A 19,217-nucleotide genomic window follows, 5' to 3' on the forward strand; every position below is an offset into this window, starting at 1 on the left:
ACGAGGTCTGGCTCGAGGGCGCCGACGACTTCTCGGTCGAGGAATTGGCCGATGGCGAGCCCGGTGACGGTGACGACGGCCCCGTGGAGGACGGCACGCTCGCCGAGGACGTCGGCGCGGACGACGTCGTCTCCGAGGAGGAGGACGAGGAGGAGGGAGCCGGGGACGAGGAGGACTTCGAGGAGGACGGGGACGGCGAGGGCGATGGGGACGTCGCGGCGGATCCCGACGGCGAGGCGCTCGGCGAGGGGGACCTCGAGAGGGACGCAGACGCGCTCGGCGAGGGGGACGGGGAGGAGGGCGTCGAAGGGCTCGGCTCGGCGGGCGTGGACCGGCAGGGCTTCGGCGAGCCGCCCGGCTTCCCCGGCGCGCCCGGCGGCGGGCACGGCGGCAGGTTCCACGGGTGCGGGAACTCCGGCGGCCCGGCGTGCTGGTCGTGCCGGCCGTCGTGGTCACCGCGCTGACGGTGGATCCAGTCCTCGTGGTGGGTGTCGTAGAGCACGAAGACGTTGACGACCGTCGGCGCGGGCGTCACCACGACCACGTTCGAGGGCCGGTACGCCGACCAGCGGGGGCCCACCAGCTTCGGCGTCGTCTTCTGGGCGACCGCCGGAGCCAGCGGGTTGCCGCAGGCGCAGCGCACGCGGGGCATGCCGTGACCGTCCACCAGTACGGCTGTGCCGGCCTGGAGCACCGACTGGTAGCCGGCGGCGGCGCCGTTGCGGTAACCATGGTTGGTCACCCGGGTGTCGACGCGCAGCTGAACCGGCGTCAGCGAGCGCAGGTAGGCGGGCACGCCGGAGGGCTGGACGCCCACCACGGAGGCGAAGGCCTTCTCCTTGTTCGGATCGGACTGGAAGAACCTGACCTGCTTCTCGACGTCGCAGGCGGCCGTGCCCTTGGTGCCGCCGTACAGGCCGGGCGCTCCGCCCTCCACGCCCTGCACCGCCATGGGCGCGCCCGAAGGCGCGGCGGAGGCAGAGGTCGGGGGCGGGGGCGGCACGGAACTCTGCTTCGCGGTCGACTCCGTGAACGGGTCCTGACCGCTGCTGGCCGCGGACTGCAGGAAGACCTCACCGCCCTTGGCCGAGGAACCACCCGGACGGGTGAAGACCACCGCGAGGACCACGGCGGCGACGACCACACCGCTGACGGCTGCCACCCGCGGTACGGACTTCCACCACGGCCTGCGCGGACCCTCGGACGCGGCGCCACCGCCCGGCGGTTGGGTGGGCGGTGGTCCGGAGGGGGGTCGTGGGGAGCCCGACAGAGGGCCGGAGGGCGGGCCGGTCGGGCGGCCGGAAGACGGAGGTTCGGCGCTCACGAGCACTTCTTCCCGTCGCGATCGCCGCGATACGCGGCGCGATACGCGGCTTGTCTGAGTCAAGTCCCGTTTGGTGCATTTGGCTGCACATTGATGCCATTGTGTGTGGCAGGGCGGCGAGGCTCGCAAGCCGACGCGGACGGCTCACCCGGCGGGCGAGGTGCCCGGCGGCTGCATAGCGTGTCCAGCGTGAGCGCTCCAACCGTCTCCGCGCGGCCCTCCGCCCATCACGGCTGGGCGCAGGCCGTGGCCGCGGTGCTGACCGGACTGGCCGTCATGGTGCTGGTGGCGGCACTGGGTCTGTGGGCCGCCGGGGCGGCCGGCCTGCCGGACGGGGCGTTTCCGAGGGTGGTGGTCGCGGCCCTGGTCACGGCGGTCGGCGGCAGCGTGCGGCTCTCCGGGAACGCGGGTGTGCTGGCTCAGACCCGGGCCGGGCTCACCGTGATCCCGCTGTCGGTGACCCTCGTCGGCGCCCTGGTGATCGGCGCGGGTTTTCTGCGCCCGCTGCGGCACCGGGCGGTCGCCTCGGCCGGCGAACTGGCCGGCTGGGCCGCGCGGATCGCGGTGCTGTGGCTGCTGGTGCTGATCGGCCTGGCCTTCGGCGCCCGGCAGACCTTCGCCGTCGACGTGGGCAGTGGCACCCTCAGCGATCTGACCGGGCTGTTCGGCGCGGCACCGCAGGTCGGGTTCACCACGGACGTGCCGCTGACGGTGCTGTTCGGGCTGCTGTGGCTGGCCGGGGTGCTGCTGCTGGCGCTGCTCGTCGCGCGCGGGGCACCGCTGCCGGGGCGGTTGCTGCGGTTCCACGAATCAGTGCGGCCCGCGGCCCACGCGGTGCTGGTCCTGCTCCTCGCGTACGTCGTCGTCGGCCTCGTCATCGCGCTGATCACGGCGGCCACCCGCGGGCACGCCCCGGCGACCTTCGCGGTGGTCCTGCTCGGGCTGCCCAATCTGGCCTGGCTGGCCCTCACCATCGGGCTCGGGGCGACCTGGAACGGCCGTGTGGACGGCCCGTTCGGCCTGCCGATGCCGCACGTCCTGGACGCGATCCTGCGCACCCCCGACGTCTCCGCGCTGAACCTGGGCTCGCTCACCGACTACGACGGCCGGTGGGTGTGGCTGCCGATCGTGGACGCGATCCTGCTGCTGGCCGTGGCCTTCCGGATGGCGGCACGCTCACCGGCCAGGATCCGCGTGTGGCAGCACGCGCTGCATCTGGCCGTGGCGCTGGCGCTGGCCGTGCTGATGATCTGTCTGACGGGCCGTCTCTCGGCGCACTACGGCCTCTCCCTGCTCGGCATCGGCGACCTGGGCGGCGGGCTGTCCGGCGAGCTGTTCCTCAGACCCCAGCTGTGGGGGGCGGTGGGCCTGGGCGCGCTGTGGGGGCTGGTCGCCGGGTTCGTGGGCGGCCTGCTGGGCCGGTGGCTGCACCGGCGGAGCGGGGTGGGACGGCCTTAGCGGTACGAACGGACAGCCCGCAGCGGATCGCCCTCGCCCGGCAGTCACCGCTCAGGCGGCGAGGAGGACTGTGGTTCGGGGTTCCGCCGCCGCTGACCGGTCAGCCACTCACCCGGTGGGGGCGGGTCGGGCTCTGGTCGGGGAAGACCGGATCGGCCCAGTGCGGTGGGCTCGGGCTCTCGGCCGCGGTGTGGTCCGTTTCCGTGTCCGCCTCCGCCGCCGGGCGCACCTCGGCCGGGCCGGCGCCGGTCGCCGCGGTGGCGCGCAGGGCGGCGACGAAGGCCAGGCAGGTGTCGTAGCGGACGTCCGGGCTCTTGGCCAGGGCCTTGGCGAAGACCGGGTCCAGCGCGGCGGCGAGGCCCGGGCGGGTCTCGCTCGGCGGAGGGGGATCGTCGTACTGGTGGGCCCAGAGCAGGGCCATGTCGTCGGCGCGCAGGAACGGCGGGCGGCCGGTGAGGGCCTCGTACATGACGCAGGCCAGACCGTAGACGTCGCAGCGGCCGTCGACCGGTCGGCCGGAGATCTGCTCGGGAGCCACGTAGTCGAGGGTGCCGACGAACTGGCCGACGCTGGTGAGGCCGGTCAGCGACAGCAACTTCTTGGTGAGCCCGAAATCGGTGAGGTACACGTGCTCGGGGTGGTCGCTGTCGATGCCCTCCGTGACGAGGATGTTGCCGGGTTTGACGTCCCGGTGGACCAGCCCGTGCTCGTGGGCGGCGTCGAGGGCTGAGGCCACCTGCGCCGCGATCCGCACGGTGTCAGGCAGCGGCAGCGGTCCGCGCAGGTCGAGGAGGCGTCGCAGATCGCCACCGGGGACGTACCGCATGGCGATGTAGAGCACGCCGTCGGTCTCACCGGCCTCGAAGACCGGCACGATGTGCGGGTGGTCGATCGCGGCGGCCACCTGGGACTCATGGGTGAAACGTCTGCGGAAGGTGTCGTTGCGGGCGAGTTCGGGGGCAAGCAGCTTGAGGGCGACCGTACGGTCCAGACGCAGATCATGGGCACGGTAGACGACGGCCATGCCGCCGCGCCCGATCTCGCTGTCGATCCGGTAGCTCGCGACCCGCCGGCCGATCAGTTCCGAGGGACGGCCGGAGAACAGGCCGGTCTCGCGCGCCATCAGTGCTCACCTTCGGGTGCGACCACCCGGGTCGGGGCGTGCCCGGCGTCCTCCTCGCCGGCGACCGCCCGGTCGGTGGCGTAGGTGGTCAGCCGCCGTCCGTCGCCGTAGACCCAGCGCCCTTCCCCGGGGTCGTACAGCCACATGGACTCCCCGTCGACGACGATCCCGATGCGCAGGCCGGTGGTGCGGTCCTGGAAGTCCTCGCCGTCCAGGGCGCCGGCCGCCAGCTCCTCCACCGCGGCCCGGTAGTCGGACAGGGCCTGTTCGGCGCGGGCCAGCAGGGGCCGCGGATCGGCCCGGTCGACCGGGCCCTCGACGGCCGGCGGGTCGTCGGGTACGGCCACGAGCCGGCGGCCGTCGACCCACGCGCCCCAGCCGTTGGAACAGCGGATGTGCCCCCAGTCCCCGCGCCGCTCCAGCAGCTCCACCGGTAGCAGCGGGTCGAGGGGCACGGTGGGCCGGGCCGGGTCGGGGTCCTCCCAGGCGGGCATGCCGCGCCGCGGCACGACGTGCGTGGGCCGGAATCCGGGACGGGGCGCTTTGCTCATCGGGGCGCCTGCTTCCGCGCGTGTGCCATCGTGCTGCCTACTTCCGCATCACGGCGGGCTCGCGCCGGCGCAGCAGCCGGGCGACCACCAGCCCGTAGAGGACGGAGAGCACCACCAGCATGGCCATATCGAGCAGCCAGACGCCTGTCGAGTGCCGGAAGAGGGGGTCGGCGGTGAGCCGTCCGGGCACGATCCGGGACAGGCCGACGGTGCCGGCCATGGCGCCGAGCGCCCAGCGGGAGGGCACGAACCAGGCCAGCTGTTCCAGGCCGGGCACGCCGCTGAGCCTGAGCAGGGCCCCGCAGAACACCACCTGGACGATGGCGAGCAGCACCAGCAGCGGCATCGTCACCTCCTCCTTGCGCACCAGCGCGGAGACCAGCAGGCCGAGCATCATCGCGGTGAACGCGAGCAGGGCGACGGCCAGGGTGATCTCCAGCAGCGGCGGCAGCAGGACGCCCTTGCCGCCCGGGGTGTTGAGGCCGACGCCGAGGAGGGCGACGAGGGTGAGGACGACGGCCTGGACGACACTGATCGTGCCGAGCACCACGATCTTGGACATCAGATAGGCCGACCGGGGCAGACCGACGGCGCGTTCGCGCTGGTAGACGACGCGTTCCTTGACGATTTCGCGCACCGCGTTGGCGGCGCCGGTCAGCACGGCGCCGACGCACAGGATGAGCAGCCCGTTCATCGCGGTGTCGGGGGCGAGCCGGCTGCCGGCCAGGGCCCGGGCCATGGCGCCCATGACGAACGGCAGGGCGATCATCACGAACAGGAAGGTGCGGTCGGCGCTGAGGACGGCCGTGTAGCGGCGGACCAGGGTGGCGAGTTGGGCGCCCCAGCCGCGGGGGCGGGGCGGCGGTGCCGGGGCGACGGGGGCCGGGCCGGGGTGGTGGGGCTGGGCGGAGGACTCGGCGACGTAGTGCCGGTGGAACGGCGACTCGTGGTACTCCCTCGCCCAGTCGCGGTCCGGGTCGCGGTCGAAGGCCTCGAAGGCCTCCGGCCACTGCTCGAAGCCGAAGAAGGCGAGGGCGTCGTCGGGCGGCCCGTAGTAGGCCACCGTGCCGCCCGGGGCGAGCACCAGGAGGCGGTCGCAGACACCGAGGCTGAGGACGCTGTGGGTGACCACGACGACGGTGTGGCCGTCGTCGGCGAGGCCGCGCAGCATGTTCATCACCGACCGGTCCATGCCGGGGTCGAGGCCGGAGGTCGGCTCGTCCAGGAAGAGCAGTGAGGGTTTGGTGAGCAGTTCCAGGGCCACGCTGACACGTTTGCGCTGCCCGCCGGAGAGGCTGTGCACGGGCTGTTCGGCGCGCTGTCGCAGGCCGAGTTCCCCGATGACCTCGTCCACCCGGGAGCGCCGCTCGGCCATGGCGGTGTCTTCGGGGAAGCGCAGTTCGGCGGCGTAGGACAGCGCGGCGCGCACGGTGAGCTGGGGGTGCAGGATGTCGTCCTGCGGGACCAGTCCGATGCGCTGGCGCAGTTCGGCGTAGTCGCGGTAGAGGTCGCGGCCGTCGTAGAGGACGGTGCCGCGGTCGGCGGGCCGTTGTCCGGTGAGGGCGTTCAGCAGCGTGGACTTGCCGGCGCCGCTCGGCCCGACCACCGCGAGCAGGCACTTCTCCCCCACCGGGAAGGACACGTGGTCGAGGAGCACCTTGCTCCCGCCGTCGGCGGTGACGGTGAGGTCCTGGACGTCGAGGGAGACCTCGCCGGTGTCGACGTACTCCTGGAGCTCGTCGCCGACCAGGTAGAACGCGGAGTGGCCGATGCCCACGATGTCGCCGGGGCCCAGGGGCGCGCGGGCGACGGGCCGGCCGTTGAGGTAGGTGCCGTTGTGGCTGCCGAGGTCGACGATCTCGTAGGTGCCGTCGGCGTGGGCGCGCAGCTCGGCGTGGCGGCGGGAGACGATCAGGTCGTCCACCACGAGGTCGTTGTCGGCGGCCCGGCCGATGCGGACGGTACGCGCGGGTAGCGGGCGGGTGCTGCTGGGCCGGCGGAAGGTGCGTGTCAGCAGGGGCAGCGACACCGCGGAGGGGCGGTCGGGGGCGGGCCGCGGGGCGTCGGCGAGGACGGCGCGGGGGCCGTCGGTGGGGTTGCCGAAGCGGATCACACTGCCGGGGCGCAGGCCCCACTCGTCGATCCTGCGGCCGTCGGCGTAGGTGCCGTTGGTGCTGTGCTGGTCCGTCAGGGTCCAGCGATCGTGGTCGCAGCGCAGCACGGCGTGGTGCCACGAGACCCGGGCATCGTCGAGGACGATGTCGCTCAACGGGTCGCGTCCGACGTGGTAGTCGTGGCCCGGGCTCATCACCGTGGAGCCCGTGTCGGTCTCCAGGACGAATTCGGGCGCCGTCGGGGCGATCGGCCGCTCCGCCATGGCTAGAATTGTACCGATTCGCTCACATGTGCGCCCAGCGCCACGGGCCGGTGGACACGTGTCAGGCGACGGGCACGACAAGCGCCGGCAGAGTGCGCTGCATGCGAAGCGCGTCGACGGACTCGGCGAGCAGTTCGTACTCGGTGGTGTCGTCACTGGCGGCGATGCGCACCAGCCGTCCGCCGGACAGCTCGTCGGCCACCCGCTCCTGCCCCGCGTCGTCGGCGCACCAGGCGCGCAGCAGGGCGGGCACATCGGTCACCGTGTCCGCGACGGGCACCAGCGCGCCCGCCGGGTAGGCGGGGTCCTCCGGGCTCGGGTCGAGGCGCTCGGCGATCCAGGAGGCCCGGTCGCGCAGCCACCACAGAGCCAGGGCCAGCGTCGGCGCGCGGTAGGTGCCGAGCGGTACACCGATGCGCCGGCCGTCGCACATGCCGTACGCCGTGACATGGCACAGGAATTCGTCGTGCACGTCTCACTCCCCCGTCGCCTCGCTGATGTGCCGGCCCGGCCCTCGCTTTCCGGCTCCTGTGCGGTGAAGTGCCCCTGATGTTCGAGTATCGCCACTCCCGAAACACTGTCACCATGACTTTCCGGCCAGTCTCCTGGCATATTCACCGACCGTTCTGGCCGGAATGGACCGGCGTACGGGGCGCCCGGCATTACCGGGCAGGTAATCGACCCGCCCCCGGCCCTCCGGCATGGTGGTCACACCGGATCGGCGAAGCCCCCGGATCCGGCTCCGATCAGCAGTGACGACCTCGATGGAGGCTGATGCACCATGTCCGCGAACACCGACCGTTACGAGAGCGCCGCCGCCCGTTACTTCGAGGCCTGGAACGCCACCGACCCGGAGGCGCTGAAGAAGGCGGTCGCCGCCGCGTGGACCGCGGACGGCGGCTACACCGACCCCCTCGCCGACGTCCGCGGCCACGAGGGCATCGCGGCCGTGATCGCGGCGGCCCACGAGCAGTTCCCGGGATTCGTCTTCCGGCCCCTGGGTGTGGTGGACGGACACCACGACACCGCTCGTTTCGCCTGGGAGCTGGTGAACGAGGCTGCGGGTGCCTCCTCCGGGGACGGATCGGCGCCGGTGGCCGGGTTCGACGTCGTCACGCTGGACGAGGAGGGCCGCATCCGGCAGGTGCTGGGCTTTCTGGACCGCGTGCCGGCGGGTGCCTGACACCGCCTGGCCGGCGACGAGTCCCCGCCCTGTGCGGCGGTCCGTGCCGGCGAACGGTCGACCGGGCCGCGGTGCCGAAGAACAGGTCCGCGGCACGGCCGACGGCCGGTCCCTGGCGGAGTGCGTGCATGGCCCTCGGTGGCGCACGGACAAGCCGCCCGTGCGGGCCGGCATCCGCGAGGCGAGCGGCAGGGTGGAGGGCGACAGGGTGACCCAGCACCCCCAGGAGCGCCTCAGCCGACGACCGTCTCCCGGTAGCGCCGGGGTCCGACGCCGACGGTGCGCTTGAAGGCGTTGCTGAAGGCGCTCTCGGAGCTGTATCCCACCGAGCGGGCCAGCGTCGCCACCGGCACGGACTCCTGGCGGAGGGCCCGGGCCGCCAGGCTCATGCGCCAGTTCTGCAGATAGGTCAGGGGCGGCACGCCCGCGGCTTCCCGGAAGCGCACGGCGAAGGTGGTCCGGGACATCGCGGCGGCCCGCGCCAGCTCCTCCAGCTGCCAGGGGTGCGCCGGGTCGGCGTGCATCAGACGCAGGGCGGGGGCCAGCCGCTCGTCCGCCAGCGCCCGCAGCCAGCCGGCCGGCAGTCCCGCGGCCTCGTGGAGACAGGCCCGCAGGACCTCGAGGAACATCAGCTGGGCGAGGTGGTCCGAGGAGAAGGCCGAACCGGCGCGGCCGTCGGCCATCTCCCGCATCAGCTGTGCCGTGAGCCAGCGCAGTACCGGGGCCTCGGCCGCGCCGGAGCGCACATGGATCAGCCCGGGCAGGGCCCGGCGCAGCAGATCGCCGCTGTCCCGGCTGAGGTCGATGTGCCCGGAGACGCACACCACCTCGTCCCCCGCGCCGACCGCCCCCATCCGGGTGCGCGGATCCACCCTGATCTGCGCCGGTTCGACCGGCTCCAGTCCGGGCTCGCTGCACAGCACGTACGACCGCCGCCCGTCGGAGACCACGATGTCGCCCTCGGACAGCGCGACGGGTTCGGCGCAGTCCTCGGCGACGAGCAGACAGGCGCCCCGCGCCAAGGCGTTCACCTTCAGCTTGTCGCGCCCGCGCAGGCGGATCGCCCAGCGCCCGCCGGCCGTGAAACCGCCCGAGAACACCCCGCGCGCGTCCGCGACGGCGAGGGCGTCGGAGAGTGGATCGGTGGACATGCTCGAACTATCACGCAAGTGGCGCGCACTTTCAAGCATTCATCGTTCGATACGCCCTGCCTACGGTGGTTCCATGGCTCACAGCGAGGAGACACCCGGCATGACCACCCCACAGCAGCCCCTGCACTCCGGTTTCGGTGCGGCGTCCGCCGCGCAGGACGTGATCGAGGGCATCGACCTGACCGGCAAGGTCGCGATCGTCACCGGCGGCTACTCGGGCATCGGCCTGGAGACGACCCGCGTCCTGCGCGCGGCGGGCGCCCAGGTCGTCGTACCGGCCCGGGACCCGGAGCGGGCCCGCGCCGCGCTCAAGGAGACGGAGGGCGTCGAAGTCGAGGAGATGGACCTGATCGACCCGGCGTCCGTCGACGCCTTCGCGGAGACGTTCCTGACCTCCGGGCGTCCGCTGCACATCCTGGTGAACAGCGCCGGCATCATGGCGACGCCGCTGCGCCGGGACGCGCGCGGCCATGAGTCGCAGTTCGCCACGAACCACCTCGGGCACTTCCGGCTCGTGACCCGGCTGTGGTCCGCGCTGGTGGCGGCCCGCGGGGCGCGCGTGGTGTCGGTGTCGTCCCGGGGCATCCGTTTCTCGCCCGTCGTCTTCGACGACCTGCACTTCGAGCACCGCGCCTACGAGCCGTTCCTCGCCTACGGCCAGTCGAAGACCGCCAACGCGCTCTTCGCCGTGGAACTGGACCGGCGGGGCCGGGCGGAGGACGTACGGGCCTTCTCCGTGCACCCCGGCATGATCGTCGACACCGGCCTCGCCAAGCACGTCCCCCAGGAGGCGCTCCGGGCGGCCGGTGCGATCGACGAGGAGGGGCGGCTGGTGCGCGACCCGGCCCGGCAGCTCAAGACCGTCGCGCAGGGAGCGGCGACCAGCGTCTGGTGCGCCACCAGCCCACAGCTCGCCGGACGGGGCGGCGCCTACTGCGAGAACTGCGACATCAGCCCCGTGGTGACCCCTGAGCGCGAGGCCGAGTGGCGGGCGGACTCGGGGCTGCCCGGAGTCCTGCCGTACGCCGTCGACCCAGAGGCGGCGGCCCGCCTCTGGGAGGTCAGTGCACGGCTCACGGCCTGATCAGGGACCTACGGCTGGACGATCGCGTCGATTCGCGCCAGCTCCTCGGCGTCGAAGTCCAGGTTGCGGATGGTGCCGACGGTGTCCTCGAGCTGCTGCGGGCTGCTCGCACCGACCAGCGCGGAGGTGACCCGGCCGCCGCGCAGCACCCAGGCCAGGGCCAGCTGGGCCAGGGTCTGGCCGCGCGACTTGGCGATCTCGTCCAGGGCGCGCAGCCGGCCGACCAGCTCCTCGGTGACCGCGTCCGAGTTCAGGAACGGGCTGTCGCTCGCGGCCCGGGAGTCCTCCGGGATGCCGTCGAGGTAGCGGCCGGTGAGCAGGCCCTGCTCCAGCGGGGAGTAGACGATGGAGCCGACCTGGAGCTCGTCCAGGGTGGCGAGGAGATCCTGCTCCTCGGGCCGCCGGTCGAGCATCGAGTAGCGCGGCTGGTGGATGAGCAGCGGGGTGCCGAGGTCGGCGAGGATGCGGGCGGCCTCGCGGGTCTGCTCCGGGGAGTAGTTGGAGACGCCGACGTAGAGCGCCTTGCCCTGCTGCACCGCCGCGTGCAGGGCGCCCATCGTCTCCTCCAGCGGAGTGTCCGGGTCGTAGCGGTGCGAGTAGAAGATGTCGACGTAGTCCAGGCCCATGCGCGCAAGGCTCTGGTCCAGCGAGGACAGCAGGTACTTGCGCGATCCCCATTCGCCGTACGGTCCGGGCCACATGAGGTAGCCGGCCTTGGTGGAGATGACCAGCTCGTCGCGGTAGGGCCCGAAGTCCGCCTTGAGTGCCGTCCCGAGCGCGGACTCGGCGGCGCCGGGCGGCGGGCCGTAGTTGTTGGCGAGGTCGAAGTGGGTGACACCCAGGTCGAAGGCGCGGCGCAGGATGGCCCGCTGGGTCTCGGCGGGCCGGTCCGGGCCGAAGTTGTGCCACAGGCCGAGGGACAGCGCGGGGAGCTTCAGTCCGCTGCGTCCGGTGCGCCGGTAGGGCATGTCGGCGTAACGGTCGGGGTGTGCGGTGTACAACGCGACTCCAGAGGGGTGGGCACGTGGTCTGGCCGGATGGTGCGTGGGAGCGATGGGCTCCTGATCACCCCTCCCACTCTTCCCCGCCGGGCGGGCAGTGGTCCAACAGAAGAATCCGATGGAATTCAGCCGCTAGGCTTCTCAATCATGGAACTGCGCCATCTCCAGCACTTCGTCGCCGTCGCCGAGGACCAGCATTTCACCCGGGCTGCCGAACGCCTGATGGTGTCGCAGTCGGGGTTGTCGGCGTCCATCCGGGCGCTGGAGCGGGAACTGCGGGCGCCGCTGTTCGTGCGCACCACGCGGCGGGTGACGCTCACCGAGGCGGGGCGGGCGCTGCTGGTGGAGGCCGAGCGGATCCTGGCGCAGGTGCGCTCGGCGCACGAGGCGGTGGCGGCGGTGCAGGGTGTGCTGCGCGGCACGCTGGCGCTGGGCACCGAGCAGTGCATCGCCGGGGTCCAGGTGGCGCGGATGCTGGCCGCGTTCCGGGGCAGGCACCCGGATGTGGAGATCCGGCTGCGGCAGGCCGGATCCGGTGCGCTCGCCGAGGAGGTCGGAGCCGGCCGGCTCGACCTCGCCTTCGCCTACCGCACCCAGGCGGACACCGACCAGTTGCGTTCGGTGTCGCTGACGAGCGAGCCGATGACCGTGCTCTGTCATCCCGGGCACCGGCTGGCCGCGGCCGGCGCGGTGCTCGCCCCTCAGGACCTGGCCGGTGAGGTCTTCGTGGACTTCCACCCGGACTGGGGCCCGCGCCGCACGACCGACGCCGCGTTCGCCGCGGCCGGCATCCGGCGCACGGTCGCCCTGGAGGTCAACGACGTGCACAGCCTGCTGGACCTGGTGGACGAGAACCTGGGGATCGCGGTCGTACCCCGGCACTTCCGGCACAAGCGGCCCTCGCTCACGGCGCTGCCGCTGAAGGGCACCGGCGAGGCGGAGTACGAGACCGTGGCCCTGCTGCCCCCGGACCGCGCCACCAGCCCCGCCGCGCGGGCACTCGTCGCACTCCTGGAGACAGGGGGCGAGACAGAGGACCCGGCACCACCCCGGGAGGAGCCCCGGCCTTCCTGATTCCGCCCGCCGCGCCGACTCGACCGGATGCTCGCCGGGGGCATGGTGCACGGCGTGCCTGATCCCCCACCGAGGGCGGCCTCGCCCTGCAGGAGAGCGGCCCGCTGCCGTACGAACTCGACGGTGAGCCGGGGACGGTGGGCACGTACGACTTCCGGGGCACGCTGGTTCACCGCCCACACCACGTGCGACGTGCACGCCGGTGAGCCGCACGCGATCGCCTGCCAGCCGGCCGGGAAGCACAACCGGCACTGGTGGCGGGTCCATCGGGGCGCGCCGCACACCCCGCGCGCGTGGGCGTGATGCGGCGGACCGGCGGCCCTGCGCTGGAGGGTCGGCCTGCGCCAGGGACGGGTACGGCAGGGGTACCGGACGACCGGCCGCAGGAATTCCCGCGCGTGAACGAGGCGTCGGTGTCCAGGCGGCACCGCCACGGCTGCACGGCGGCGGCTGCCGCGCTGACGGCCGCGTATCTGACGCCGGACGGAGGCACCCCGCCCGACGGCGCGTTCTCCAACGCGCTCGCGTACGTCCACAACCCGGACCGCGGCGCGGCCGACCTGGTGATCCTCGCGGCGCAGGACTTCACCGGGGTGCCGGTGTCTCGGGTGCATCTGCCGGGGCGGGTGCCGCCCGGGTTCCACGGGAGCCGGATTCCGGACGCGTGAACGGCCGCCGTTTGGGATGGTGGACGCTATGCATGCAAAGGACATCCTCATCGACGGCTACGGCCGCATCCAGGAAGAAGTCCACGCCACCCTCGACGGCCTCGGACCGGACGAGCTGAACCACCGTCCGGCCACCGACGCCAACTCCATCGCCTGGCTCGTCTGGCACCTCACCCGGGTGCAGGACGACCACCTCGCCGACGCCTTCGACCTCGAGCAGGTGTGGCTGGGGCAGGGCTGGGAGAAACGCTTCGGCCTCGACCTGCCGCCCCATGACCACGGATACGGGCACACCCCGGCGAAGGTCGCCAAGGTCAGGGTCGACTCCGCCGACCTGCTGACCGGGTACTACGACGCCGTCCACGAGCAGACCCTCGGCGCGCTGCGGGGGCTCGCCGCCAAGGATCTGGAGCGGATCGTGGACGAGCGCTGGGATCCCCCGGTCAGCCTGGGGGCTCGCCTGGTGAGCGTCCTGTCCGACGACCTTCAGCACATCGGGCAGGCCGCCTATCTCAGGGGGCTGGTTCAGAGCGCGGCCGCGTAACCCGGCAGGACCACGTCCTCGATGAGGGCGTTGCGCTCGTCGAACGGGATGAAGGCGCTCTTCAGGGCGTTGACCGTGACGGTGCGCAGGTCCTCGACCGTCCAGCCGGCCTCTTCGACCAGCAGGGACATCTCCCGCGTCATCGTCGTGCCCGACACCAGACGGTTGTCCGTGTTGAGGGTGACCCGGAAGCCGAGGTCCTTCAGCGCCGTGATCGGGTGCTCGGCGATCGAGGTGGCGCAGCCGGTCTGCAGGTTGGAGGTGGGGCACATCTCGAGCGCGATCCGGCGGTCGCGCACCCAGGCGGCGAGGCGGCCGAGCTTGCCGTCGACGATGTCCTCGGTGAGGCGCACGCCGTGACCGATGCGCTGGGCGCCGCAGACCTGCAGGGCCTGGTGGATGCTCGGGAGGCCGTGCGCCTCGCCGGCGTGGATGGTGAAGGGCACGCTCTCGCTGCGCAGGTGCTCGAAGGCGTCCAGGTGGTCGGCGGGCGGGAAGCCGTCCTCGGCGCCGGCGATGTCGAAGCCGACGACACCGGCGTCACGGTAGGCGACGGCCAGGTCGGCGGCCTCGCGGACCCGGTCGAACATCCGCATGCCGCACAGCAGGGTGCCGACCCGGACGGGGCTGCCCGCGGCGGCCGCCTTGGCCATGCCGGCGGCGAGGCCCTCCTGGACCGTCTCCACGACCTCGCCGAGCGACAGCCCGCCCCGCGTGTTCAGCTCGGGCGCGTAGCGCACCTCGGCGTAGACGACACCGTCGGCGGCGAGGTCCAGCACGTACTCCTCGGCGGTGCGCAGCAGGCCCTCGCGGGTCTGCATGACGGCCAGGGTGTGCTCGAAGGTGGCTATGTAGCGGACCAGGTCGCCGGAGTTGGCGGCCTCGAAGTACCAGGCGGCCAGCTCGTCGGGGTCGGTGGTGGGCAGGGTGTGGCCGATCTCGGCGGCGAGTTCGACGACGGTGGCGGGGCGCAGGCCGCCGTCGAGGTGGTCGTGCAGCACGGCCTTGGGGAGGCGGCGGAGGGTCTCGGTGTCGATGCGGGGCGCGGTCATGGCAGGGGAATTCCTCGCGAGTGGTTCCAGGGGTGGATCAGGCGGCGGGCTGGAGCAGGTCCCAGCGGTTGCCGTACAGGTCCTGGAAGACGGCCACGGTGCCGTAGGGCTCGTGGCGCGGCTCCTCCAGGAAGGTCACGCCGGCCGCTGTCGTCCGGGCGTGGTCGCGGGCGAAGTCGTCGGTGTGCAGGAAGAACCCGACGCGTCCGCCGGTCTGGTCGCCGACGCGGGAGCCCTGGGCCTCGTCCTTGGCGCGGGCCAGGAGCAGACCGGTGCCCGCGCCTTCGCTCCCCGGCTGCACGACGACCCAGCGGGAGCCGTCGGGCCGCGGGGCGTCCTCGGCGAGCCGGAAGCCGAGGGCCTCGGTGTAGAAGCGGATGGCCTCGTCGTAGTCGTCGACGACGAGGGTGACCAGGGCGACGCGTCGCATCGGGACCTTCCGGTGGGGGTGGTTAGCGGGTGAGGTTATACGTAAAACTCCGCACGCGCCAGTCCTGTTCTACGCGCGTCACCGTGCGGCTTCTCGGGGTGTGTCCCCCGGCGGGGGCGTCAGGGCCTCTCGTCGCCCTGGGCGACCTCCACCCGGTGGTGGAAGTCGGCCATGCCCACGGCCGAGGCCGCACAGGAGACGGCGGTGCAGGCGATGAGCAGACCGGCGATCGTACGGCCGGCCCGGGGCACGAGAGGAGCGGCCAGCAGGGCCTGGACGCGCCGCGGAACGGGGCCGGTGGTCGCGGCGGGCGCGAAGTCGGGGCGCTCGGAGCGGGCGGCCTGTCCGGCGAGGGCCGCGCGGGCGATGGCCCGGGCGGTCAGGCGCCGGTCGCCGACACGGGCCGCGGCCGCCTCGTCCGCGACGCGCTCGACGGCCAGCCGGATGGTCTCGCGGACGGGGCGCAGCGCCGGGTGGCAGTGTGCGGCGAGTTCGGCGGCGGCGAGGAAGTAGTGGTGGCCGCCGTCGTTGTGTGCCCGCTCGTGCGCGAACAGCGCCTCCCGCTCGGGGCCGTCCAGGCTGCGGAGCATCGCGGTGGTGACGACGATGCGGTGCGGGCGGCCGGGCAGCGCGTAGGCGTCCGGGCGGGGCGAGTCCACGACGCACAGGTCGCCGGCCGAGGGTCGGTGCCCGGCCTCTGTGCGGGCCGCGCGGAAGGCGCGGGTCTGGTGCAGCACCGAGCGCACGAGGGTCCAGCCGCAGACGGCGAGGGCGCCGACGGAGGTCGCGGCGGCGGGCAGGACGACGAGGTCCGAGGCCGTGCGCAGAGGGTGGATCAACTCGCCGACCGCCGCGAAGAGCGGGACTTTGAGCAGCCCGATGAGGACGAACGAGCCGAGCGCGGCCAGCGAGCAGCCGGCAAGGACCACCGCACAGACGGTGACGGCCCACAGCGCGGCCACGGGGGCCAGCCGGTCCAGGGCCCGGCGGGCCAGGGCCGGCAGGGCGAACGGCAGCAGCAGGGGCAGCAGAAGGAGCGCGGTCATCGTTCGTCGGATTCGAGCAGGTCCCGCAGGATGCGTTCGTCGTCGGGGCTGAGCTGGGCGACGAAGCGGGCGAGGACGGTCTCACGGTCGCTGTCCCGGTCCAGCTCGCTGTGCATCCGGCGGGCGGTGAGGCCCTGGGAGTCCTGGACGTCCCGCACCGGAAGGTAGGCGTAACCGCGGCCCTGGCGGTGCCGCTCGACGACTCCCTTGTCATGGAGGCGGGTGAGGATCGTGGTCACCGTCGTACGGGCCAGCTCCGCGCCGAGGCTGCGCTGGACCTGGCCGGGCGTCTGCGGTCCGCCCGCGGTCCAGAGTGCGGCCATGACGCTCGCCTCGAGCTCACCGGCCGGCCGGCGCTCGTCCTTCGCCTCGGTCATGGAACGTCCCTCACCCCGTCTTGGTCTGCGGCCCGGACGACCGTCTACACGATAGTAGTCAAGCGATCCTTCGTACGGCTGTGCCCCCGCACCCATTATGGGAGGACCGCTCGTACGGGGGCCGCCGCGCGGGGTGCGGAGGCCCCGAGTCGCCGGCGGGGCAGCCCTCCCGGAGACAGGAGACCGAGGCGTCGGCCGGGTGCCACCTTCTTGGAGGCAAGAGACACGGGCGGCCCACCGGCTGCCCCGTCCCGGGGGCAAGACCGAAGCACCGGCCGGCTGCCACCGCCCCGGCCCGGCCCGGCAGACCCAGGCACCCCACCCCTGCCACTGCCCCCAGCCACAGGAGACCGACGCGCCCACCGGCTGGCGCCTTCGCGGAGGCCGGAGGCCGGAGGCCGGGGTGGTGGCCCGGGGGTGTCAGCTTGTGCCGGTGTGGAGGGCGTCGAGGCGGGTCAGTTCGTCCGCCGAGAGGCGCAGCGCGCCCGCCGCGACGTTCTCGGCGAGGTGGTCCGGGTTGCCGGTGCCGGCGATGGCGAGGACGTGGGGGCCCTGGTGCAGTGTCCAGGCGATGCGGATCTGCGCGGGGCTCACTCCGTGCGCTCGGGCGATGTCGCGCACGGCGTCGTCATGGGCGTCGGCCGCCGCATGGGGTCCGGCCTCGCCCGCGACGGCGTAGAACGGCACGAACGCGATGCCGTGGGCGGCGCACAGGCGCAGCAGCTCGTCACCGACCGCATCGGGCCGGTCCAGGGCGTACCGGTTCTGCACGCAGACGACGGGGGCGATCTCCAGCGCCTCGGCGAGGTGGGCCGGTTCGACGTCGGAGACGCCCAGGTGCCGGATCAGGCCGGCCTCGCGCAGTTCGGCGAGCGCGCCGAAGTGCTCGGCGATCGAGTCCTGGCGCATCCGACGCAGATAGACCACGTCGAGGTGGTCGCGGCCGAGCTGGCGCAGGTTCTCCTCGACGTGGCCGCGCAGCTGCTCGGGCCGGGCCGAGGTGCCCCACTCGCCGGAGTAGTCGCGGAACGGGCCGACCTTGGTGGCGATGACGAGATCGTCGGCGTACGGGGCGAGGGCGGAGTTGATCAGTTCGTTGGCGGACCGCGTGGCGGAGAAGTAGAACGCGGCGGTGTCGATGTGGTTCACGCCGAGTTCGACGGCCCGGCGCAGCACGGCGATCGAGCGGGCGCGGTCGCTGGGCGTGCCCAGGTGGAACGCGGCGCTGCCCGTCAGCCGCATGGCTCCGAGGCCGATGCGGTGCACGGGCAGGTCACCGAGTTTCCAGGTGCCGGAGGCGTCGGCGGTGATCGTCTCAGGAGTCATCCGAGGGAGTCTCGCACACTCGCCGTGCCGGCAAGGCAGTTCAGCTCAGCGGCTTCTCCAGCACGGCCTTGCGGTGGCTGAACGTCTCGATGGAGTAGCGGCCGTGGTAGCTGCCCATGCCGCTCTCCCCCACACCACCGAACGGCAGGTCGGAGACGGTGAGATGGGCGAGGGGCAGGCCGTGACCGAGGCCGCCGGAGGAGGTCTCGGCGGCGATCCGCGCACGGGTCTTCTCGGACCGGCTGAAGACGTAGAGGGCGAGCGGCTTGTCGCGGTCGTTGATGAAGCCGATCGCCTCGTCCAGGCCGGCCACGGTGACGATGGGCAGGATCGGGCCGAAGATCTCCTCCCGCATCACGGGCGAGGCGGGGTCGACGTCCGCGAGGACGGTCGGCGCGATGTACTTGGCCTCACGGTCGCTCGTGCCGCCGACCGCGATCCGGCCGGAGCCGAGCAGGCCGGAGAGCCGGTCGAAGTGCCGCTCGTTGACGATCCGTCCGTACTCGGGCGAGGCCGCCGGGTCGGTGCCGAACAGCGCCTGCACCGCGCGGACCAGGGCGGCCTCCAGGGTGGCGGCGGTCTCCGGGTCGGTCAGGACGTAGTCGGGGGCGACACAGGTCTGCCCGGCGTTGAGGAACTTGCCGCGGGCGAGCCGGTCCGCGACCACGTCGAGGTCCGCGTCACGGTCCACGAACACCGGGGACTTGCCGCCCAGTTCGAGGGTGACCGGGGTGAGGTGCTCGGCGGCGGCGCGCATGACGATCCGGCCGACGGTGCCGTTGCCGGTGTAGAAGATGTGGTCGAAGCGCTCGGCCAGCAGCGCCGTGGTCTCCGGGACGCCGCCCTCGACCACGGCGACCGCGTCGGTGTCGAGGTAGGCCGGGATCAGTTCGGCGAGCGCGGCCGAGGTGGCCGGGGCCAGCTCGCTCGGCTTGGCGACGACCGCGTTGCCGGAGGCCAGGGCGCCGACCATCGGGGCGAGCAGCAACTGGGCCGGGTAGTTCCAGGGGGCGATGACGAGGACGACACCGAGGGGGTCGTACTGCGTCCAGGCCGTGGCGTCGGCGCCGAGATGGGCGGGGACCGGCGCGGGCTCCGGGCGCAGCCAGTCGGCCAGGTGCTCCAGGGTGTGGTCGATCTCGCGGATGGTGAAGTCGATCTCGGTGCGATGGGCCTCGGTGCCGCTCTTGCCGAGGTCTGCGTGGAGGGCGGCGGCGAGGTCGGCGCCGCGCTCGGCGAGCATCGCGCGCAGCCTGCCGAGCTGGCCGGTGCGCCACTCGACGGGCTTGGTGCGGCCGGTGGCGAAGGTGGCGCGCAGGCGGGCCACGATGTCGGCGGGCTGCTCGATGGCGGAGTGGTTCACGGATGCCTCGCTGGTGGTGCCGGGCGGGTTCGGCCCGAGCCTAGGTCTCGGTGGATGTATTTGCCAACCTTTCATGTTCTCAAGT

Annotated in this window: 18 protein-coding genes and 1 pseudogene; 6 read left to right on the top strand and 13 right to left on the bottom strand. The window is 73.0% G+C overall.

Annotation, left to right across the window (positions count from 1 at the left end; translation table 11 throughout):
* Positions 1–139: 139 nt before the first annotated feature.
* Positions 140–1,324, bottom strand: a pseudogene (locus tag AB0L59_RS18515) (DUF6777 domain-containing protein); the annotation flags it as partial.
* Between the two features lie 189 nt (positions 1,325–1,513).
* On the opposite strand from AB0L59_RS18515, the gene AB0L59_RS18520 reads away from it, so the two are divergent.
* The gene (locus AB0L59_RS18520) at positions 1,514–2,782 is read left to right on the top strand and encodes a streptophobe family protein (protein WP_365584544.1); all 1,269 of its coding nucleotides are present in this window, start codon (positions 1,514–1,516) and stop codon (positions 2,780–2,782) included.
* A gap of 100 nt (positions 2,783–2,882) precedes the next feature.
* Here the strand turns inward: AB0L59_RS18520 and AB0L59_RS18525 are convergent, their stop codons facing one another.
* From AB0L59_RS18525 to AB0L59_RS18540, 4 genes are all read right to left on the bottom strand, one after another.
* The gene (locus AB0L59_RS18525; protein ID WP_365584547.1) at positions 2,883–3,905 is read right to left on the bottom strand and encodes a serine/threonine-protein kinase; all 1,023 of its coding nucleotides are present in this window, start codon (positions 3,903–3,905) and stop codon (positions 2,883–2,885) included.
* On the bottom strand, positions 3,905–4,456 hold the full coding sequence (locus AB0L59_RS18530) for a hypothetical protein (protein ID WP_365584550.1): 552 nt from the start codon (positions 4,454–4,456) through the stop codon (positions 3,905–3,907). The genes AB0L59_RS18525 and AB0L59_RS18530 overlap by 1 nt, the downstream gene beginning before the upstream one ends.
* Positions 4,457–4,493: 37 nt before the next feature.
* Positions 4,494–6,833, bottom strand: a complete 2,340-nt coding sequence (locus tag AB0L59_RS18535; protein ID WP_365584553.1) for an FHA domain-containing protein — start codon at positions 6,831–6,833, stop codon at positions 4,494–4,496.
* Positions 6,834–6,894: 61 nt separating this feature from the next.
* Complete coding sequence (locus AB0L59_RS18540) at positions 6,895–7,305, bottom strand: hypothetical protein (RefSeq protein WP_365584556.1); 411 nt, start codon at positions 7,303–7,305, stop codon at positions 6,895–6,897.
* A gap of 309 nt (positions 7,306–7,614) precedes the next feature.
* Here AB0L59_RS18540 and AB0L59_RS18545 point away from each other — a divergent pair, with 309 nt between their 5' ends.
* Positions 7,615–8,016, top strand: a complete 402-nt coding sequence (locus AB0L59_RS18545) for a nuclear transport factor 2 family protein (protein ID WP_365584559.1) — start codon at positions 7,615–7,617, stop codon at positions 8,014–8,016.
* Positions 8,017–8,249: 233 nt separating this feature from the next.
* Here the strand turns inward: AB0L59_RS18545 and AB0L59_RS18550 are convergent, their stop codons facing one another.
* Positions 8,250–9,167, bottom strand: coding sequence for an AraC family transcriptional regulator (locus AB0L59_RS18550; protein ID WP_365584562.1), 918 nt, complete (start codon positions 9,165–9,167; stop codon positions 8,250–8,252).
* Between the two features lie 100 nt (positions 9,168–9,267).
* Between AB0L59_RS18550 and AB0L59_RS18555 the strand changes: the two genes are divergently transcribed.
* Complete coding sequence (locus tag AB0L59_RS18555) at positions 9,268–10,251, top strand: oxidoreductase (RefSeq protein ID WP_365585059.1); 984 nt, start codon at positions 9,268–9,270, stop codon at positions 10,249–10,251.
* 8 nt (positions 10,252–10,259) lie between these two features.
* Here the strand turns inward: AB0L59_RS18555 and mgrA are convergent, their stop codons facing one another.
* Positions 10,260–11,252: an L-glyceraldehyde 3-phosphate reductase gene (gene mgrA / locus AB0L59_RS18560; RefSeq protein ID WP_365584564.1), complete on the bottom strand. Its 993-nt coding sequence runs from the start codon at positions 11,250–11,252 to the stop codon at positions 10,260–10,262.
* A gap of 147 nt (positions 11,253–11,399) precedes the next feature.
* On the opposite strand from mgrA, the gene AB0L59_RS18565 reads away from it, so the two are divergent.
* From AB0L59_RS18565 to AB0L59_RS18575, 3 genes are all read left to right on the top strand, one after another.
* Positions 11,400–12,326 carry a LysR substrate-binding domain-containing protein gene (locus AB0L59_RS18565; protein WP_365584565.1) on the top strand — a complete coding sequence of 309 codons (927 nt, stop codon included), beginning with the start codon at positions 11,400–11,402 and terminating at the stop codon, positions 12,324–12,326.
* Positions 12,327–12,724: 398 nt separating this feature from the next.
* On the top strand, positions 12,725–12,994 hold the full coding sequence (locus AB0L59_RS18570) for a carotenoid oxygenase family protein (protein WP_365584567.1): 270 nt from the start codon (positions 12,725–12,727) through the stop codon (positions 12,992–12,994).
* A 28-nt stretch (positions 12,995–13,022) separates the two neighbouring features.
* Positions 13,023–13,538: a DUF664 domain-containing protein gene (locus tag AB0L59_RS18575; RefSeq protein ID WP_365584570.1), complete on the top strand. Its 516-nt coding sequence runs from the start codon at positions 13,023–13,025 to the stop codon at positions 13,536–13,538.
* Here the strand turns inward: AB0L59_RS18575 and AB0L59_RS18580 are convergent.
* The 6 genes from AB0L59_RS18580 to AB0L59_RS18605 all read right to left on the bottom strand — a co-directional run bounded on the left by AB0L59_RS18580 (position 13,520) and on the right by AB0L59_RS18605 (position 19,132).
* Entirely contained in the window at positions 13,520–14,590 is a 1,071-nt protein-coding gene (locus AB0L59_RS18580; RefSeq protein ID WP_365584572.1) for an adenosine deaminase, read from the bottom strand. The genes AB0L59_RS18575 and AB0L59_RS18580 overlap by 19 nt on opposite strands.
* A gap of 37 nt (positions 14,591–14,627) precedes the next feature.
* Entirely contained in the window at positions 14,628–15,020 is a 393-nt protein-coding gene (locus AB0L59_RS18585; RefSeq protein ID WP_365584574.1) for a VOC family protein, read from the bottom strand.
* A 119-nt stretch (positions 15,021–15,139) separates the two neighbouring features.
* Entirely contained in the window at positions 15,140–16,066 is a 927-nt protein-coding gene (locus AB0L59_RS18590) for a M56 family metallopeptidase (RefSeq protein WP_365584577.1), read from the bottom strand.
* On the bottom strand, positions 16,063–16,443 hold the full coding sequence (locus AB0L59_RS18595; RefSeq protein ID WP_365584580.1) for a BlaI/MecI/CopY family transcriptional regulator: 381 nt from the start codon (positions 16,441–16,443) through the stop codon (positions 16,063–16,065). Before AB0L59_RS18595 ends, AB0L59_RS18590 begins: the two co-directional genes overlap by 4 nt.
* A gap of 420 nt (positions 16,444–16,863) precedes the next feature.
* Positions 16,864–17,769, bottom strand: coding sequence for an aldo/keto reductase (locus AB0L59_RS18600; protein ID WP_365584582.1), 906 nt, complete (start codon positions 17,767–17,769; stop codon positions 16,864–16,866).
* A 40-nt stretch (positions 17,770–17,809) separates the two neighbouring features.
* Entirely contained in the window at positions 17,810–19,132 is a 1,323-nt protein-coding gene (locus AB0L59_RS18605; protein ID WP_365584584.1) for an aldehyde dehydrogenase family protein, read from the bottom strand.
* Between the last annotated feature and the right edge of the window lie 85 nt (positions 19,133–19,217).

Source organism: Streptomyces sp. NPDC052109, from assembly GCF_040680195.1.
Lineage (GTDB): Bacteria > Actinomycetota > Actinomycetes > Streptomycetales > Streptomycetaceae > Streptomyces.

Excerpts from the sequence above, each read along its gene's own strand:
- AB0L59_RS18550 (WP_365584562.1), bottom strand. The coding sequence starts at position 9,167 with ATGTCCACCGATCCACTCTCCGACGCCCTCGCCGTCGCGGACGCGCGC.
- AB0L59_RS18565 (WP_365584565.1), top strand. The coding sequence starts at position 11,400 with ATGGAACTGCGCCATCTCCAGCACTTCGTCGCCGTCGCCGAGGACCAG.
- AB0L59_RS18600 (WP_365584582.1), bottom strand. The coding sequence starts at position 17,769 with ATGACTCCTGAGACGATCACCGCCGACGCCTCCGGCACCTGGAAACTC.
- AB0L59_RS18555 (WP_365585059.1), top strand. The coding sequence starts at position 9,268 with ATGACCACCCCACAGCAGCCCCTGCACTCCGGTTTCGGTGCGGCGTCC.
- AB0L59_RS18545 (WP_365584559.1), top strand. The coding sequence starts at position 7,615 with ATGTCCGCGAACACCGACCGTTACGAGAGCGCCGCCGCCCGTTACTTC.
- AB0L59_RS18595 (WP_365584580.1), bottom strand. The coding sequence starts at position 16,443 with ATGACCGAGGCGAAGGACGAGCGCCGGCCGGCCGGTGAGCTCGAGGCG.
- AB0L59_RS18525 (WP_365584547.1), bottom strand. The coding sequence starts at position 3,905 with ATGGCGCGCGAGACCGGCCTGTTCTCCGGCCGTCCCTCGGAACTGATC.
- AB0L59_RS18580 (WP_365584572.1), bottom strand. The coding sequence starts at position 14,590 with ATGACCGCGCCCCGCATCGACACCGAGACCCTCCGCCGCCTCCCCAAG.
- AB0L59_RS18575 (WP_365584570.1), top strand. The coding sequence starts at position 13,023 with ATGCATGCAAAGGACATCCTCATCGACGGCTACGGCCGCATCCAGGAA.
- AB0L59_RS18585 (WP_365584574.1), bottom strand. The coding sequence starts at position 15,020 with ATGCGACGCGTCGCCCTGGTCACCCTCGTCGTCGACGACTACGACGAG.
- AB0L59_RS18590 (WP_365584577.1), bottom strand. The coding sequence starts at position 16,066 with ATGACCGCGCTCCTTCTGCTGCCCCTGCTGCTGCCGTTCGCCCTGCCG.
- AB0L59_RS18535 (WP_365584553.1), bottom strand. The coding sequence starts at position 6,833 with ATGGCGGAGCGGCCGATCGCCCCGACGGCGCCCGAATTCGTCCTGGAG.
- AB0L59_RS18530 (WP_365584550.1), bottom strand. The coding sequence starts at position 4,456 with ATGAGCAAAGCGCCCCGTCCCGGATTCCGGCCCACGCACGTCGTGCCG.